Raw genomic sequence first — 17804 nt, forward strand, 5'->3', positions numbered from 1 at the left:
TTCAAGAAGTGAAGGGGAGAAGTGAGTATGTTTTTTAGACGTAAACGAAAAAAAGAAAAAGAAACAGCAGAAGCAGCAGATTACTTAATGGATATGATTAATCGCTATTATCATCGAAATACGATACTCGATCGTTATTGCTTCAAGAATGAGGTTGATAATGGCTGTTTTTTCTCAGATACAGAGAACAACGTACCATACGAACAACGTGGATTACCATATCCTAAGGAAACACAGGAATATCACCAATACCTTGTTAAAGACCTTATTAATAATGAAACAATGAAAAAAGCATATGAACGTCTGTCTGATAAAGAAAAATATGAATTTTCAATTACTGCAAAGCGTTGGCATACAACAGTTGAAGGACTTTTAAATGAGAAAATAGTTGAAGGACGTATTGGTCCCGCATTCGGCTATGATGGTAGTAATCCTGATGCTCGACAAATAGTTACACCAATTAGCGTCAGTTGGTTAGAAGCAATGGGATTTTTAGAAGAAGTAGATGGTACCACTCATCAAATCATGACAAACGCTGGTATTAATCCAGAAAAAGAAGCAGAGGTTGCGGAAATTTTAAAGAAACTTGGCTTAATAAAGGAAATCGAATGAATATTAATGAAGAACGAGAGTGGCTAGAAAAAATTGTTAATGAACGAGGATACAATCACGATAATCTTCATTACAGTATTTTTTCACCTGGTAGAAATATTTATGAGGTTCGGATTGATCTTCTCGACAATAATCAATATTTTGTCAATTGTACAAATGAACGAGCTTGGTTTGTTGATTTTGAAGGATCACAAAAAACTTATGATTCTTTCAAAGATGCTGCTGATGACTTCCTTAACCGTTTGGATGCGGTTGTTGAATATAATCGGCTTGCCGTTAAGCCTAATACAATACCGACTATTGATTATCATTCACCGTTGTGGGATGAGATGGAAGGCTAATTAAGCGTAAGCATTTGTAATAAAATATTTTTAAAAATAAACCCTGGAATTTACTTGGACTTAAATTCCAGGGTTTTATAGTGGAAAATATCAAATGATTAAGAAAACGAATTATATTCATGCAAACAATATTAGATTTTATTGCATTTAGTTTCACATGTCAGGTCTATTCCGTAAACTAATGATAAAATGTAAATAACTATTGTTCTATTTTGAGAAGCAAGTTTATCAAAAGATGCACTACAAATAGAGATGAATGATATCTAACAGTCCCTTTTTACATAGTTAGATTCAGTTAGTAAGCATCAATTAAGGAAACTATTTTATATGAGTGTTCAAAATCAAGAGAAGTTCAAACTGATAATTACAGCTAATGACGTTACATCAACTGATGAAACATTTACAATGGATAATTTAAGCCTGGGTGACCACTACAAGTCTTTAGATGCTATTTATAAAAGAGGGAATGGCGAAAAAATTACTCGAAATCGTGTTAAGTGGGAGCGCAGTGCTTCCAATCAGGCCTTACCTCGTTTGGCTTGTCAGGTATTTGAACAACAACTGACACAGTTATCAGAAGAGGAAAAGAAAAACTTTCCTATTTATCGATATACATTAAATTCGGAGGTTATCCGCGGTATTTTCCCGAGTGAAAAAGCGTTTAAACAGTATAAAAACACGTTTGAATTCGTTAAATATTATTATGGCGAAAATCAACAGTTTGTTCTTTATTGTTGGAATGCTTTTTCAACCATTATTTTCGTACAAGAATGTCTAAAACGTTTCGGTGAATCTGGAGACCAGTTTGTACTTACCTATCGACAGAAAAATAGCAAAGAAGTTAAACAGGATAACGTGCAACAAAAAATGAAAAAATCAAATAACTATTTAAGTCAGTATTCTAACAATCTTATTGAATCTAAAAACATTATTTTCCGTGGCGCTCCTGGAACAGGGAAATCCTATTTGGCAAAAGAAATCGCAGCGGACATCATTAGTGAAGGGCACGTTAACGACTACAATTCACTTACCGACGAGCAGAAGAAACAAGTCGAATTTGTTCAATTTCATCCAAGTTATGATTATTCTGACTTTGTTGAAGGATTACGCCCAAGAACAAATGATAACGGCACCATGAATTTCCAATTGGAAGATGGTATTTTCACTAAGTTTGTCAAAAAAGCGCAGAAAAACATTGATAATGCCACTAAAAATATCGATACGCTGGAAAAAGAAACCTCAGCTAAAGATATTCTAGATGAGTATCTTTCAAGAATAGATTTTGGCGTTGAGCAATTAAAGATTGCCAGTGGTAACAGATTCTATATAACTGCTTTTGACGAAAATTATATTTATCTATCGATTCCTGATAATACAACCATTAACGAGTTGAAGCTTAACAAAGGCGAACTGTTATCGATGCTAGAATCTGGGAAAGATTTTATTAAAAGTAAAGAACTTACTGACTTCTTTGGAAAGACACATGGAACCCAAGCGTACTCTTATGATTTAGCAATTTTTAAAGAAATAAAATCACAGAAAATTTCTTCGCCAAAAACAAAAGTAGAGCAAGAAGGGGAGAAACCCTTTATCTTCATCATCGACGAAATTAATCGTGCTGAAATCTCAAAAGTCCTTGGGGAACTGTTCTTTTCGATTGATCCTGGTTATCGTGGTACAGCCGGCGAGGTCTCTACCCAATATGCCAGCCTACATGAAGATCCAGAAAAGAAGTTTTCAATTCCTAAGAATGTCTATATTATCGGAACCATGAACGATATTGATCGTTCGGTTGATAGTTTTGATTTTGCCATGCGCCGACGATTCCGTTTCATTCAAATTAAGGCCGAAGACCGGTTAGAAATGTTGGATAGCTTGGGTGATAAATTAAAAGAAGAAGCTATTAACCGAATGGAAGCCCTAAATAACGAAATATCAACCGTCGATGATCTAAATGAAAATTACTTCGTTGGTGCCTCCTATTTTTTGAAGTTGAAGACTCTGACTTTCGATCAATTATGGGAAGACTATTTACTTCCTTTACTACAAGACTATGTTCGTGGTATGTACGATGAAGCGGGCATCTTAGCACGGTTTGCACGAGCATACGGCTACCCCTCAATAACAGGTGATGTCTATGAAAACATTGAGGGTTAAAGATAACGCATCATTGTTGAAAGAAGATTTCAATCCAATCTCTGGGCTAGTTAACCGGGTTAGTGATAAAACCTTGGGCCAACTTGAAAAAGAGGGTGTTTTTGTTTTCCCGGATTTGATTAAGGATGCAGAAGACATTACAAGAGAACAAATGATTATCAAAAGTAAGGATAATCGTTATGAAACAAGTAATGTAATGGGTTTTCTTGGATATGGAGACGACCAGCTAATTATTGATTCAAGATTCAGCACTAACGGACAAGATTATTTTTTACAATATATGTTGTAAAAAGTAATGGATTTTCCAAACATACTGGAACTTAATACAAGCGCTAACCAGGAAAATCACCTATTTAACTTACTTGTCTTTTTGTTCCCGTGCTACCTAAAATCAGCAATGAGAAAGGGTGTATTTAAGACATATATCCATAACAACTATAATGATTCGAACATCAAGGGAAAGATTGATATTCCCCGCCATATCAAGGAGAATACACCATTTCTTGGAAAAGTCGCCTATAGCAAACGTGAGTTTTCATACGATAATTATTTGATGGAACTTATCCGTCATACCACTGAATTTATAAAACATCAGGCCTATGGCAAGACTTTGCTGAAAAAAGTTAAAAAAGAAGTTGATTCGATAGTTGAAACAACTAAAAATTATTCTCCTCAAGAAAAAATCAAGATTATTCAGATAAATAAGAAAAAGCCAATCACACATGCTTTTTATCATGAGTATCGATCACTGCAACGACTCTGCATTATGATCTTACAGCATGAAAAACATCAGATTGGCTCCGGTACGAGACAGGTCCATGGCATTCTCTTCGATGGCGCATGGCTATGGGAAGAATATGTCAACTCGCTTATCAAAGATAAGTTCTATCACCCAATGAATAAAGGCGGAAATGGTGCCCAGTGGTTATTCTCTACAAAAAATAGCAAGGCTGGCTTAATTTATCCAGATTTCATCAGTAAAGATACTGTCAATCGAATCATTGCAGACGCTAAATACAAGCCTATTAACAACATCGGAAATCGTGACTATTTGCAAGTCCTAGCTTATATGTTCAGATTTGATGCACGTAAAGGTTATTTCTTATATCCTGATCAGAATGGTAAGGATTCATTACAGTTGAGGTTGAATAAAGGAATGACGTATGAAAATAATATCCATCCAAGCGAAGATATTATAGTGACAAAGTGTGGGCTAACGATACCTGACGATGCGACGTCTTATGAGGATTTTGTGTGGAAGATAAAGATGAAGGAGAGGGAGTTTGTTGATAAGATTGTAAGTTGAAATAACAATCTTGAACTCTCCTTATTTTGGACAAAATAAGGAGAAACGACCTATGTGATTTCTAAGTAGTGAATTAAATTTCACATTAAATATCTCAAATATATTTTTAAATTCGTAGCATGATTTTCTCACTAATAACTAACAGTAGCTAAAAATTTCGAGAAGGTCATTATGTACACTTATAAAATATTTACATTAGGCGATCAATATAATATTCTTTCAGAAGTAATTCAACAATTGTCTAACTTTTCTGAAAGAGAAATGTTTTTGGAATTACTTGGAGAATATACTGAAACAAAAAGAGAGTTAAAAGAAGCATCAATAGATTATTATGAATTAAAAAATGGATTAATACCACCTGATGGTAAAAAACATTTTGATTACTATTTCTTATTTGATATTTCTAAAATAAAAAATAATTATTACGGTGGTGTTATTTACAAGAAAATTTTTGAATTATTGAAGGATAACCTTTTTGACAAAAGCTGTAATAGTGTTTTGTAATAGTGTTTTTAGTGGTGATCTAATTCAAGATTCAAAATCTTATTTAAATATCATCAAAAGCATAAATAGCCAATTAAATGTAAGCATTGAACCATATAAATCTGATTATTTTATATTATTAATTTCAAACATCTCAAAAAACAAAAGGAATATATAGACTATAATTTAAAAAACGAAGAGTTTTATATTGGGGCAATGAATTGGACATTCAGAAATGAATTTTTGAAGTCTGGGTTATTACTTCCTGCTCAATGTTTAAAGTTGAAAAATAATATAATTATGCCATCTGTTGAAAAAGGCTACGTCTCAATGCTGGAGGAATTTTTATCAGAGTATAATTGTCTTTATATTCCTGAATACTTATATTCACGATTTTTAACATATAATTATTTTTTAACAGTTTACAGTATTAATAAAAATTACGCATTGAATTTTATAGATTCTGATAATCCCACACCAATTCCAGAATGTGCGATACGTGTTGATGATGATAAATTTTATAGATATATGCAGACGAAAAAAAATCATGTTCTAAAAATCATGGGAATATCTGACAAGCAAGATTTTATCAACGCTATCAAAAATTCAATATCAAATCATATTTTTAATATTGAGTTGAATTCGAACGTTTTAAAATTCAATACTGTAATCGATGAAAAGAATCAACGGTTTTATTTTTCATTCGAATATTTGAAAAGCACCCATGAAATCAGATTAATAACTGCTTATTAGTACATCTAACGGAACTCTATGATATCAAATTAACATAAGGTTATCGTATCTTGTAATATAAAAGTTAACAAGGGAGCTTTAAACCATTGTCCAGCAACGGTTCTCATCGACTTAGGTGTGATGAATAAGCTACTTTGTTAGCTTATTTTTTTTGCACTTTTTTATCGAAAAATAATTACATTCTAACTAAGGATTACAGGTTATGAAACAACATATTGGGGTATTTGTTAAGGAATATCGTCAGTCTCACGCACTGTCACAAACTGAGTTTGCTAAGAGTGCAGGGACGACGCAGAGTTTAATCTCTGCTATCGAGCAGAACAATTATGGCCGGCATTTAAACATGCGAAATGCTGAGAAATTGGCGAAGGCTATGAATATGACTTTAAGTAAATTACTAGAAAAAGTTGATTTTTAGATCAACAAAGGTCCGTTATGATGCAGCGAATATCGTTAGAACAAGTTAAAACATTTGAACAGTTTTATCGCCTTCCAAAAGTCTTTTTCACTTCTGAAAAATATCAAGATATGAAGCTGGAATCAAAAATAGCCTATGCGATTTTGCGCGACCGATTCGAGTTATCACTCAAAAATGGTTGGATTGACGAAGAACAAAATATCTATTTTGTTTTTACGATTGCTGCTCTTCAAGAAATCTTGGGTTGCGGTAATAAAAAAGTTATTGCAATTAAACGCGACCTGACTAAATTCGGTCTTCTAGAAGAGGTTCGTCAAGGGCTAAATAAACCAAATCGACTCTATCTTGGAGTCGCTAACGATGAAAATCCTCTAATAAAAAGTGGAGAAGCCTTGGGAGAAGCGGAAGTGTCAAAACGACACTTCAAGAAATGTCAAAATGACACTTCAAGAGATGTCAAAACGACACTTCAAGAAGTGTCAAAACGACACTCTAATGATACTGAGTATAGTGATACTGACTTAAATCATACTGAGATTAATTCTATTGATGATGAAGATGATGACTATGTATATACGCAAGCGCACACGGACATGGATTTACTGGTTGATCAATACATCGAAGAAGCTGAGTCTAAAATGTCGCAAGTTAAAAAACGGACGCTTGAACAGCTAAAGAATCAATACGGCGCCCTGCTTGTCAGTGAAGCAATCACAAAAGCGGCTAATAATGATTCGGCAAACATGGTTTATATCCAGCGTTGTTGCGAAACACTTGACCTTGAAATGAAAAAGAACTTCCCGGAGTCGGAGCCATTTGAATAGACCCTGTGATTGAACAAATCAATTATCCATAAAGATAGGTCTTCGGACACATACAAAGCAAAACTTGCAACGATTGATGGGGGAACAGTTATCTTCAGTAATTCGAATCGTAATCATTCAAGAATGATTATTGTTCTGAAGAATGGTGATCAAATAAAGCGCAAAAATGGTGTTATCAATAACACCAAAGAAGATTCAAACGACAATATAACACCGATTATTGTCCCTGGTTAACCTTACAATTTGATAGATTCATGCCCCGGGGAAGGCTTTAAAAGCCGTCCATGAACATTGAAAACTGATAAAAACCATCGTCCTGATTAGTGCTGCTATGGATAAAGTGAATAGGGGAGATGGATGCTGAGCCTAATCGCTCAGTCCAGCAGCCAACACCAAAGAAAATTTGGGGAGTTTGCCGTTACTAGACTATAAAACGGTATGTAAAAAACGCAGTCGCCTTGCTGATAATTATTAGTCAGTCAAGAGCATAGCTAACGCCATAATCATGGCCGTGTATGCCTAAGGAGGTATCAAATGCACGAATTAACCATTAACGATCTTCGTCGTTTAGGACGTATTGGGAACGTGGAAGGAATCTTGAAGAACGGGAAAAAGGGGAAGTTAAAAGCCGATGGCTTTTACTTTATCCGAACAGACGCCGTCATTAATGGCATGTCTGCCTCGGTTGCCTTCAAAATGCCCTTTATCAAGGCACTTTCGCAGCTGTATACATTGACACAAGGCCACAAAATTGTGGCTAAACGTCATGCGGGGCATTTGATTGCCACGAGAAACTATGGTACCCGACGCGCACCTAAAGGAGATTTATGATGAAAATAATTACCGTCAATGTCAATAAGGGTGGTGCTGGTAAGACCACACTAGCTTTTAACTTAGCTGAATACTTAAAAAAAGAACATCGCGTCTTGTTATTAGATTTTGATGACTCCACCAACCTAACCAATCGCTATGGTTCTTACACTAATTTGAATAATACAGTCGTCAATTTATTTGAAAATGGTGACGTCTCACCAATTAACTTATCAAAGAATCTCGATTTAATTGCTGGTCATAGTTCCGTCGAGCAGTTAAAGGAACGTTTAAACTCAAGACGCCGTCGAGAGTATATCTTTGGCAAATGGTTAGCGCTTAACGAAACAGAGTTGACCAAAAAGTATGATTACATTGTGATTGATACTGAGAATGATGAGGGGATTTTAACTCAAAACGCCTTGATTGTTTCGGACCTTGTGCTAGGTGTGGCCGAGGCCTCTAAAGATTCTTTTTTGGCTTTAGTGGCCTTAAAGAAGTTTGTGCATGACTTAAACGATGATTTCCAATCAGAAGCAAAGTTGGCACTGATTGCCAATAAGATTAACTTATCTGAAAATGCTTCAAAAGATCTCTTAGTTGAGTTGCAGAAATACCCAGAGTATCTCGGCTATCTGCCTAGAAGAACAAAAATCGCTGACGATAAAGCAATCTTTGATACGTCCGATGTGAACTTAAAGGACCAGATTCGAGATATTTTTGAAAAAGTGATTGAGGAGGCATAACCATGACAACGACGAATAACAAATTTGGACGCTACTTGGAAGACAAGGTTGACAATGAATCTGAAAGTCGGGCACCCTTTTCGACTAAAAAAGATTCACCAGCCTTTTCTGCGGCAACTGGTACAAAGTCTGTTCGGATTAGCACCCAATCTTACGATCAATTAATGCAATTGAAACGTGAATCTGGTCTGTCCTTAGTACGACTGTTGGATCAAGCCATTAGCCTACTATATGAACAGGAGAAGAATCATGAACAATCAAAATGAGGGGGTCAATAAGACCCTGCGCTTAAAGGATATTCGACAAATTGCCTATACTCAAAACATCACGCCAACCGCTAAATTAAACGATGGTATCATTTATGATCTGAGAGCAGATCGCCTGGTTGGGCCAATTCAAATTGGTATCATTCACGGTAAAGAGCACGAGGTACGGATGGCCTTTAAATTGTCAGAAAAATGGCAAGAGATTCAATCTATCAAGGTTGGCAAGAGGTTAGTTGCTTTAAGAAATGACAGTGGCCAATTAGTTTTGAAGGATTAGCATTGTTCTCTCATAAAGTCGTCAGTTAAATATTTTTGATAAGTACACTATTGACAATGAAGCCAATATATCATATAATCATTATTGAACATATTAACTGAGGTAAAACAATGAGTTCAAAATTAAGACAAGAAGTTGAAAGAGCCTTAAAGAGTGATTTGACTGGTTACGAGCTAGGGAAACGTTCCGCTATGCAACCATCTAGAATCTATCGGTTACGCAACGGTTCCATTAATCTCGACAACTTAACGTTAAAAAACGCAGAGAAACTTGCTTCCGTCATGGAAGAGATTGATAAGCAGCAGCTGAAGGGATAAGACTATGAGCAGTTTAGAGTCACTAAACTACTATGAGCGTTTGGAAGTTTCAAAGAAAGCTAGTCTGGAAATGATTAAGCTCTCGTACCGAAACTTATCCAAACGATTTCACCCTGATCTTAATCAGGAACCGGACGCCGAGCGAAAATACTTGCTCATTCAAGAAGCCTATGAGACCTTGAGTGATGATCAGAAACGAAAGAGTTATGACCAAACGATTAGCTCAGACGATTTTTGGTCCTCAGTTGAAGGAATGCCAAATGATCTCGATCATTGGGACTTCCCGGAAGAAACCCAGCCGACTAAAAAAAGAAAATGGTCGGTTCCTAGTTTTTACTTAGACTGGAGTTGGGATTGGTATGATGTTGTCGGGGCTATTTGGTGGCTGATATGCTTGCCTTTCCGGCTGGTTGTTTGGATTGCCATTGGGATTTATTTGCTCTTTCAGTTCATTTTAGGATTAGCCGCCTTAGCTCTCATGCTTTTCATCGCCGTGCCAATTATCATTTATGTCTTTTGGTTCTGTGTTCACTCAGTCTTTCCAAACTTCATGTAGGGGGTTTCAATGCTTAAAAATAAATTAGGTATTAATAACTCTGCCGAGTTAGCGGAGGCTGAGGAACGTTTAACCAAGCAAAGAGCCATTGAGTTATACGATACTGGCCAAATTGAAAGTATTCCGGTTGGAAGCTATCAAGGCCTTTCCGAAATTCATTATGCTTTGTTCCAAGATATTTATGACTTTGCCGGCCAGTTACGAACGGAAAACTTGGCCAAAGGAAACTTTCGCTTTGCACCCGTTTTATACTTGCCGGAGGCCATTGAAGCCGTCGATAAACTGCCTCAAGATAGTTATCAAGAGATTATTGCTAAGTATGTGGAAATGAACATTCTTCACCCCTTTAGGGAAGGTAATGGTCGCTCGAGTCGTATCTGGCTGGATCAAATGCTAAAAGCTGCTTTAGGCAAGGTGGTCGATTGGTCCAAAATTCCAAAAGATGATTATCTCTTCGCCATGGAGCGTAGCCCAGTTAAAGACCTCGAGATAAAATCCCTCATAGCTGACGCCTTGACCAATCAAACAACGAGTCGAGCCGTCTTTATGAAAGGTCTTGATCAATCTTATGCCTATGAAGGTTATCAGGTTTATTCTTCAACAGAACTTACTAAGTATTCAGAAAAAAGAAAAAGGTTTAAACGATGACATTTGACGTATCAATTCTTACCAAGAAATTATCATTTCTGCTTGCCGGTGCAGCCGCCGCTGCGGTCTTTGCCGGAACAACGGCTAACGCAGCCGATAATCACGCAACCGGCTATGTTTATTCACCAGAAGTCTCAACTGCTAATGGTGGCTGGAACTGGCTTGAAGATGGAAAACCATATACAGGGTTCCGCTATCACGCGGGTACCTTCTATTGGTTTGTTGATGGTGTTCGCCAAAATGAAGGTTGGCGCCAAGCATGGGGCTTGACTTACTACACGGATCAAGATGGCCGTGCTGTTCAAGGAAACCGTATTATAGCAGGCCAACTTTTTAACTTTGGTGATGACAACACTTACTACAAGCGTCCCTTGCAAGGTTATCTTTGGGATAACTCACCACAAAATGGTGGGTATCGTTGGTATGAAGATGGTGAACTCTACACAGGGTTCCGCTACCATACCGGCACTTATTACTGGTTTATTAATGGGGTTCGTCAGAATGCTGGCTGGCGTCAAGCATGGGGGCTGACTTACTACACTGACCAAGATGGTCGTGCGGTGCAAGGTCAAGTAACTATTGACGGCACGAACTATGATTTTGGAAACGATGGTACTTTCTATCTTCGAGTTCCAGGTACTAAGACAGCGACAACCCCTGGTTTTGGTGGTGCACCGGAAGCTGATAAGAGTCCAGCTACGATTGCGGCTACTGTCACAACAGCGCCAGAACCAGAAAAAAAGCAAGAAACAGCGCAACCAGCAGCTACTAACACTAACCAAACAACCGCCCCTACCACTTCAACAACAGCCCGTACCTATACTGGTTGGGTTAAGAATGAAAAGGGTGATGTTATTTGGACAAAAACGGACTTTAACACAATGAAGGACGCTGAGACCACCACCACTGACTATATGAATACCCACATGTGGGATAAAGGTGATATGGAACCTTATAGTTATGGTGCATATTAATAATTAGCTTACTTAAAGACACTCTATGGAGTGTCTTTTTTATTTGAAAGGAATTACTTATGGAAAACGCACAACCACGACAGCACTATAAGCTGTATAAGTCAGGAAAATTTTGGGTAACTGCGATGGTATCCAGTCTTTTCTTGGCAACGATTGGCGCTATTAATGGTGGGCCGACTCATGCCGATGAGTTGCCACAAGATGGCAAGGTCTCCTTTGCCAGCCCGCACCCAATTCAAGGGCATATTCAATTCTCTGATGGACACAATGACCCGGTTTTGAATATTCGAGTGAATGATCAAGTTGTCTTTTGTATCAATCCTTTTGCTCACTTGAAGGGTGGCGAATACGCCTCAAGCGCCCAGGGGCAACAAGATTTAACTGCGAACTATTGGCAATCATTGACCAAGCAACAACAGAACTTGATCAACAACGCTGCCTATTTAGCGCAAGCTCAAGGTGCAGCGCATGACAGTGAGACTTATTTCGCTGGACAATTGGTTGTTTGGTCCATTATCACTGGCCAAAATGGTATTCCAGGTGTAATGGCTGGTTCCGATAAAATTGACTCAGCCGATATGCACAATGCCATTGGCGCGACCATTACTGGTTGGGATTCCAGCGTTGTCGGTGCTGGTGCCATTACTAAGGCCGAACAGATTTTGAACAATGCCGCCGCCATGGGACAACGTCCTAACTTCTCTCCGGCACCATTGAACATCTTAGCCGGTCAGTCCAGTACTGTGACGGATACTAACGGTGTTTTGCAACAGTTTAAGAACATTGATGGATCTAATGGACTTTCTGCTTCCATTAGCGGAAACGACTTAACCGTCAATGCTACTACTGACGCACAGAACGGTTCAATCCGCTTAAAGAATACAGCGCGAGATTTATCCGATCAACCTTATTATGTATATGGAACTTACGTCGGCAACGACTTGTCTAACCCACAACAGCCAGTCTTTGCTGCCAAAGATCCTAGTCGTAATTCTGCAGATCTACAAGTAAATGTAAAAAAAGCCAACTTGAAGATTGATAAGTCAATTCTCAAGAATGGTGGTGTTTCGACTAAGGACCTGACAAATGGTAGCTATTCATTGGCGAACAACGTCTTTGAAGTCCATAAAGACGCGGCTGATGGTGAAGTTGTTTCAACAGTCACCACGGACGCGAACGGGAATGCAGAAACTGGCTCAATTCTTGCGGCTGGGAAGTATGTGGTTACCGAAAAACAAGCTTCTAATGGTTTGGCAAAAACCTTCCAACCTGTCACGGTCAACGTTGACTCAGTGGACAATTTGGAAGTTAAGGCTTCTGGAACGAATGCTGAAGTTACCGGTGGTATCAGCATTCAAAAGAAGGGTGCCGAAACCGGTACGCAATTGTGGAATGACAATTATTCACTAGCTGGCAACGTCTTTAAGATTCATAAGGGCGACATCAATGGTGAAGTGGTGGATACGGTTACTACTGATGAAAACGGCTATGCCAAGACCCGTGAAGACTTGCCGCTTGGTCGTTATGTAGTCGAAGAAGTTCAAGCCTCAAAGGGCTTCCAAAAGACCTTTGAACCAAAGACCGTTGACATCAACTATGAAGGCCAGGACAAGCAAGTTGTTTTGTCGATGACTGATGGAACCAATCAGGAAACGAAGGGTCGTGTTCTGATTGATAAGTCTGGTGAAACAACCGGTAAGAACATGATCAATGAGCACTACACCTTGGCAGGTAACGAATTTGATGTGATTGACACAACTGGAAAAGTTGTGGACCATGTCACGACTGACGCCAATGGTAAAGCTGCCTCAAAGGACTTGCCATTAGGTAAGTACACGGTTGTTGAAACCAAGGCGTCTGAAGGTTTCGCCAAGACGGCGACGCCTAAGGACGTGCAGTTGAAATACAACGGTCAAGATATGCCAGTAGTATTTGATACCGCCTTTGAAACGAACAAGGAAGTAAAGGGTGCTATTCGCATTCAAAAGCAAGGTGCCGAATCCGGTACCTCAATGTGGAATGCCAACTACTCGCTGAAAGATAACGTCTTCCGAATCCATAAGGGCGATATTAATGGTGAAGTCGTTGAAGAAATCTCAACGGACGCCAATGGTTTGGCTCAAACAACCAAGGACTACCCACTTGGACGTTATGTGATCGAAGAAGTAAAAGCGTCTAATGGCTACCTCAAGACCTTTGTGCCACAAACGGTGGACATTAACTATGAGGGGGACCAAAAGGAAATCGTTATTGCTTCAACTGGTGGTACTAACCAGGAAGTGAAGGGTCAGTTGATTATTGATAAGTCCGGCGAGAAGTCAGGCAAGAACATGATCAATGAACACTACACCTTAGCTGGCAATGAGTTCGACATTTTGGACGAACAAAACAACGTCGTTGACCATGTGACAACAGACGCCTCTGGTAAAGCTTACTCAAAGTCTGACTTGAAGTTGGGTAAGTATACAGTTGTTGAAACGAAGGCCTCTGAAGGATTTGCCAAGACGGCAACGCCACAAAAGGTACAACTTACCTACAATGGTGAGCAAACGGCCGTGGTGTTTGATACTGCCTTTGAACAGAACAAGGAAGTCACGGGTAGCATTACCATTCAAAAGACCGGAGCTGAAACCGGTACGCAAATGTGGAATGACAACTACTCACTAGCGGGAAACGTCTTCAAGATTCATAAGGGCGACATCAATGGTGAGGTGGTGGCGGAAGTTACTACCGACGCCAATGGTTATGCGCATACCCGCGAAGATCTCCCATTGGGTACTTATGTAGTTGAAGAAGTACAAGCTTCTAAGGGCTTTGTAAAAAGTTTTGAACCTCGTACGGTTGAAATTAAGTATGCCGGACAGGATAAGCAGGTTGTGCTCTCGATGACTGATGGGACTAACCAAGAAGTGAAGGGGAAGATTGTCGTTGACAAGTCTGGAAAGGAATCAGACAAGAAGCTATGGAATGGGAATTACTCACTAGCTGGCAACGAATTTGACGTTCACGAAAACAATGAACTTGGTAAGGTTGTCGCACACATCACGACTGATGAAAATGGTCATGCTGAAACGGACGCTAACTTGCCACTTGGTGATTACGTTGTCACTGAAAGTAAGGCTTCCAAGGGCTTTGTGAAGACCTTTAAACCACAGAAGGTGACCTTGAAGTATCTGGGACAAACGGTGGCTTTGGTTGCTGACTTGGCTCGCGATACGAACCAAGAAGTAACTGGTTCAACGTCTGTAATTAAGCAAGACAAGCAGACCGGTGATAAAACACAAGGGAAAGCGACCTTTGCTGGGGCAGAGTATACGCTCTATCACGCTGATGGTACGCCGGTTAAGTGGAACGAAGCCGGACAGCCGACCCCTGAAGTATCAGTGGGTAAGAAGGTCAGCCGTGACAATGTTACCTTGCGCATTGATGAGGACTTGAACCAAGCTGGTGTTAAGCACTTAGCACTGGGTGATTATTACTGGCAAGAAACCAAGGCGCCTGAGGGTTATCAAAAAGATAAGGAACAATACAAGTTCTCAATCAACTACCAGGACGAGTACACGCCGGTTGTAACCAACGAGGAAACGTCTAAGGAACAAGTGATTAACTTCTCCTTCGATGGTTTCAAGTACACACAGTCGCCAAGTGGTAAGTCTCAGTCTGGTTATGATGGTATCCAACTTTCTCTGATCCCAATTAACGGCACAAAGGGTGAGAAACAAACAGTTACAACTCATACGGACGCAAATGGCTATGATGGATACTACAAATTCGACAATATCTCTTACGGTGATTACGAATTGTGGGAAGAAAATGCGCCTGAAGGCTACCAGCATATTGATCCGCTCTATGTCCATATTGAGCTAAATGCGGACAAGACGGCTTATGTCTTTACTGTGACGGAAAAGGGACAGTCTACTCCGCTAAAGAAGATGACGGTCCCTGTTTCTAAGATTGATGAAGGCACAGGTAATGTCTACCTGTCAAAGTTGTTCCTCTTCGATAAGTCAGAAGACACGAAGAACTGCAATGGTGGTGGCAACAATCAACCGGTTATTAACATCACCAATAATAACCAGTCGAATGCAACCGCTAACCCAGTGGTGAATAACAACAATAACAATCAGCAACAGCAAGACCAGAAGCAGGATCAAGATCAAAAGCAAGACGGTAAGACTGACCAAACTCAAAAGGGCGGCGATACCAAGGTTGATCAGAACCAGCACCAAGATGGTGGCGACACGAAGGTTGAAACCCACCAGGAACAGCAACAACAGCAACAGCAGCAACTAGAGCCAACTGCTAAGCCTGCCGAAACGAAGCAATCTGTGACAAATCCTGAAACGGGCACTTCAAAGCAGACGCAGACTCAAGATACAACGGGACAAAAGCAAACACAGACCCAGGACACAACAAGTCAAAAGCAAACGCAAGCTCAAGAAACTCCTGCACCATCGCAACCGGTGGTCACACCAACAACACAGGTGGAAACTGCTAAGCCAACAGAAGCCACGCCAGTCAAGACCTCGGTGCAATCGGTAGCTGAGCAACAAACAGCGCCAGCAGCCGAATCAGTGGGCCAGACTGGTAAGTCTACTTACTCAACGCCGGCCACTGCTACAAAGTCAACACGTAGCGCTGCTCTTCCATCAACGGGAAAGAAAGATTCTAACCAGAAGGTTACGCTGCTGGCACTGGCAACGGCTACAGCGGGCGCAATTTTTGTCTCAGGTAACTTTGCCAAAGTTAAAAAGTTGAAGCGTAAGAAAGCACGTTTGGCTATGACTAAAAAAGCTGCCTAAACAAGCCTCACAATATTACTCAAAGCAACGAATAAATTATTCGTTGCTTTTTAATTTGAAAAGAAAGAGAGTTTTAACCTCATGGAACTTGTTACACGTTTAATTGGTATTACCGGAAGTGTCTTGGTTGTTATTGGATTGGCCGGGGTGCTCTTTGGTTACCAAAAATGGTCTGAAGGAAACAAGAACGACGATCCCAATAAGATTGATTCTGGTTTGAAAGGAATGATTAACGGTGGGGTCATGGCCGCTATCTCAACGGGTGTCACGGCAAGTATCATTGCCACACTCAGTTCGATTAGTTTCTAACACATACAAGATACAGGACGGTTCCTTAAAACCCGCACGGGGTGAGAGGCCCGTGCTACATAAGCATGAAGAAAGGAATGAGAATGTATGCTTTTATTTAAATCGACCATCAGTAAAGATGAGTTAAATAACTTAACGTCATCAATGGCTGAATATAACTCAAATACCAATGATTGGGTGCAAGCCATTGCCCACTCGATGATTCCAATTGCCTTGGCCATTTTAGGCGTCTGTTTTTTAGTCGAATTCACTAAAACGAGTGAGCGCTTTCGCGAAACACAGGGGACACCCATTGACTCAGAAATCATTATGCAAATGGCACTCAAGTATGTCTTAACCTTTCTCGCCATCATGTTGGCTTCTCAAATCATTGACGCAGTGCTTTGGGTGACGAATGTGATTGGTAAGAATGTGGCCACAACCGGTGGCTTATCCGGACACAATGGTCCCGAAGAAAATGCCTTGTTTCAAGCGTCGAAAGTGAAAATGAACTGGGCACAAAAGCCCTTGTTCTATACGATTTTTGCCTTGCACACTTGTGCCTTTGTGGGTATTGCTTTGCTGGCGAAGATCCTGATTTTCCTGCGTTTTATTACCCTTTGTATTTTCAAGGCGATCTCGCCGATTATTGTGTCACTGGGTATGACGACGGACTTCAAGTCGGTGGTCATCAACTTCTGGAAACAAATTATGGCCATCTCTTTACAAAGTGTGGTCTTAATTATCGTCTTGAAGCTCTATCCAATGTTTCTATCAGATGACAGCCTTTCGGAAACCGTTACTTTCGGAGAATGGGTTCCGGTTGCCATGGGGGCATTCTTGAAATTGATTGCCGTCGTCTTTGTCATCATTGGATCACAAAATCTTAGTCGCCGACTGTTAGGAGTTTAATCATGGCCCAAAGTGAATTTTATACTGACTTATCGAAATACGAGACGCGTATGTTTAATGGCTTAGTCACCAAGCAACAATTTAAATTAGGGCTGAAGGCCTTGCCAATTTGTGCGGCCATTGTTGTTGACGAAATCTTTGTTCCACCACTTTTGCGTCACTTCACCGCCTTTATTCTGGCCATCTTTTTCCTACTACCCGTCATGTTGAAGTGGGTTGGCTATTGGCCCAAAATCAAACGAAGTCTGGATTTTTACTTCATCGTCAAAGAACGACGCTTTCGATCAACTGAAAAAAATAAAGGAAGGGATTAA

General features: G+C 39.7%; 20 protein-coding genes and 1 pseudogene. All 21 read left to right on the forward strand.

Features of this window, described 5'->3' with window-relative positions:
• Positions 1-27 precede the first annotated feature (27 nt).
• The 21 genes and pseudogenes from ACSYSL_RS01500 (at position 28) to ACSYSL_RS01600 (ending at position 17804) form a co-directional block, all read left to right on the forward strand.
• Positions 28-612 carry a hypothetical protein gene (locus ACSYSL_RS01500; protein WP_491708819.1) on the forward strand — a complete coding sequence of 195 codons (585 nt, stop codon included), beginning with the start codon at positions 28-30 and terminating at the stop codon, positions 610-612.
• Complete coding sequence (locus tag ACSYSL_RS01505; RefSeq protein WP_491708820.1) at positions 609-953, forward strand: Imm59 family immunity protein; 345 nt, start codon at positions 609-611, stop codon at positions 951-953. The genes ACSYSL_RS01500 and ACSYSL_RS01505 overlap by 4 nt, the downstream gene beginning before the upstream one ends.
• 327 nt (positions 954-1280) lie before the next feature.
• On the forward strand, positions 1281-3110 hold the full coding sequence (locus ACSYSL_RS01510) for an McrB family protein (RefSeq protein ID WP_491708821.1): 1830 nt from the start codon (positions 1281-1283) through the stop codon (positions 3108-3110).
• A complete protein-coding gene (locus tag ACSYSL_RS01515; RefSeq protein ID WP_491708822.1) occupies positions 3091-3399 on the forward strand; it encodes a hypothetical protein in 309 nt (102 codons plus the stop codon). Before ACSYSL_RS01510 ends, ACSYSL_RS01515 begins: the two co-directional genes overlap by 20 nt.
• Before the next feature lie 6 nt (positions 3400-3405).
• Positions 3406-4416, forward strand: a complete 1011-nt coding sequence (locus ACSYSL_RS01520) for a 5-methylcytosine restriction system specificity protein McrC (RefSeq protein WP_491708823.1) — start codon at positions 3406-3408, stop codon at positions 4414-4416.
• A gap of 171 nt (positions 4417-4587) precedes the next feature.
• Complete coding sequence (locus ACSYSL_RS01525; RefSeq protein WP_491708824.1) at positions 4588-4920, forward strand: hypothetical protein; 333 nt, start codon at positions 4588-4590, stop codon at positions 4918-4920.
• A gap of 195 nt (positions 4921-5115) precedes the next feature.
• Positions 5116-5652: a hypothetical protein gene (locus ACSYSL_RS01530; RefSeq protein WP_491708825.1), complete on the forward strand. Its 537-nt coding sequence runs from the start codon at positions 5116-5118 to the stop codon at positions 5650-5652.
• 202 nt (positions 5653-5854) lie between these two features.
• Positions 5855-6070, forward strand: coding sequence for a helix-turn-helix transcriptional regulator (locus tag ACSYSL_RS01535; protein ID WP_338345281.1), 216 nt, complete (start codon positions 5855-5857; stop codon positions 6068-6070).
• 17 nt (positions 6071-6087) lie between these two features.
• Complete coding sequence (locus tag ACSYSL_RS01540; protein WP_491708826.1) at positions 6088-6894, forward strand: replication initiator protein A; 807 nt, start codon at positions 6088-6090, stop codon at positions 6892-6894.
• Positions 6895-7428: 534 nt separating this feature from the next.
• Complete coding sequence (locus ACSYSL_RS01545; RefSeq protein WP_491708827.1) at positions 7429-7725, forward strand: hypothetical protein; 297 nt, start codon at positions 7429-7431, stop codon at positions 7723-7725.
• Positions 7725-8450 carry a ParA family protein gene (locus ACSYSL_RS01550; RefSeq protein ID WP_491708828.1) on the forward strand — a complete coding sequence of 242 codons (726 nt, stop codon included), beginning with the start codon at positions 7725-7727 and terminating at the stop codon, positions 8448-8450. Before ACSYSL_RS01545 ends, ACSYSL_RS01550 begins: the two co-directional genes overlap by 1 nt.
• 2 nt (positions 8451-8452) lie before the next feature.
• A complete protein-coding gene (locus ACSYSL_RS01555) occupies positions 8453-8716 on the forward strand; it encodes a hypothetical protein (RefSeq protein WP_491708829.1) in 264 nt (87 codons plus the stop codon).
• Positions 8700-8993, forward strand: a complete 294-nt coding sequence (locus ACSYSL_RS01560; protein WP_491708830.1) for a hypothetical protein — start codon at positions 8700-8702, stop codon at positions 8991-8993. The genes ACSYSL_RS01555 and ACSYSL_RS01560 overlap by 17 nt, the downstream gene beginning before the upstream one ends.
• Before the next feature lie 110 nt (positions 8994-9103).
• Positions 9104-9310 (forward strand): hypothetical protein, encoded by a 207-nt coding sequence (locus ACSYSL_RS01565; protein WP_491708831.1) that lies wholly within the window; start codon positions 9104-9106, stop codon positions 9308-9310.
• A gap of 4 nt (positions 9311-9314) precedes the next feature.
• Positions 9315-9524: pseudogene (locus tag ACSYSL_RS01570) on the forward strand (DnaJ domain-containing protein); the annotation flags it as partial.
• Between the two features lie 351 nt (positions 9525-9875).
• A complete protein-coding gene (fic, locus tag ACSYSL_RS01575) occupies positions 9876-10514 on the forward strand; it encodes a protein adenylyltransferase Fic (protein ID WP_491708832.1) in 639 nt (212 codons plus the stop codon).
• Positions 10511-11488 carry a hypothetical protein gene (locus ACSYSL_RS01580; RefSeq protein ID WP_491708833.1) on the forward strand — a complete coding sequence of 326 codons (978 nt, stop codon included), beginning with the start codon at positions 10511-10513 and terminating at the stop codon, positions 11486-11488. Before fic ends, ACSYSL_RS01580 begins: the two co-directional genes overlap by 4 nt.
• A 59-nt stretch (positions 11489-11547) precedes the next feature.
• Positions 11548-16290, forward strand: coding sequence for a SpaA isopeptide-forming pilin-related protein (locus tag ACSYSL_RS01585; protein WP_491708834.1), 4743 nt, complete (start codon positions 11548-11550; stop codon positions 16288-16290).
• Between the two features lie 81 nt (positions 16291-16371).
• Positions 16372-16599, forward strand: a complete 228-nt coding sequence (locus tag ACSYSL_RS01590) for a hypothetical protein (protein WP_491708835.1) — start codon at positions 16372-16374, stop codon at positions 16597-16599.
• An 87-nt stretch (positions 16600-16686) separates the two neighbouring features.
• The gene (locus tag ACSYSL_RS01595; protein ID WP_491708836.1) at positions 16687-17490 is read left to right on the forward strand and encodes a hypothetical protein; all 804 of its coding nucleotides are present in this window, start codon (positions 16687-16689) and stop codon (positions 17488-17490) included.
• A 2-nt stretch (positions 17491-17492) separates the two neighbouring features.
• Entirely contained in the window at positions 17493-17804 is a 312-nt protein-coding gene (locus ACSYSL_RS01600; RefSeq protein ID WP_491708837.1) for a hypothetical protein, read from the forward strand.

The sequence above is a fragment of the Fructobacillus sp. ESL1129 genome, assembly GCF_058507945.1.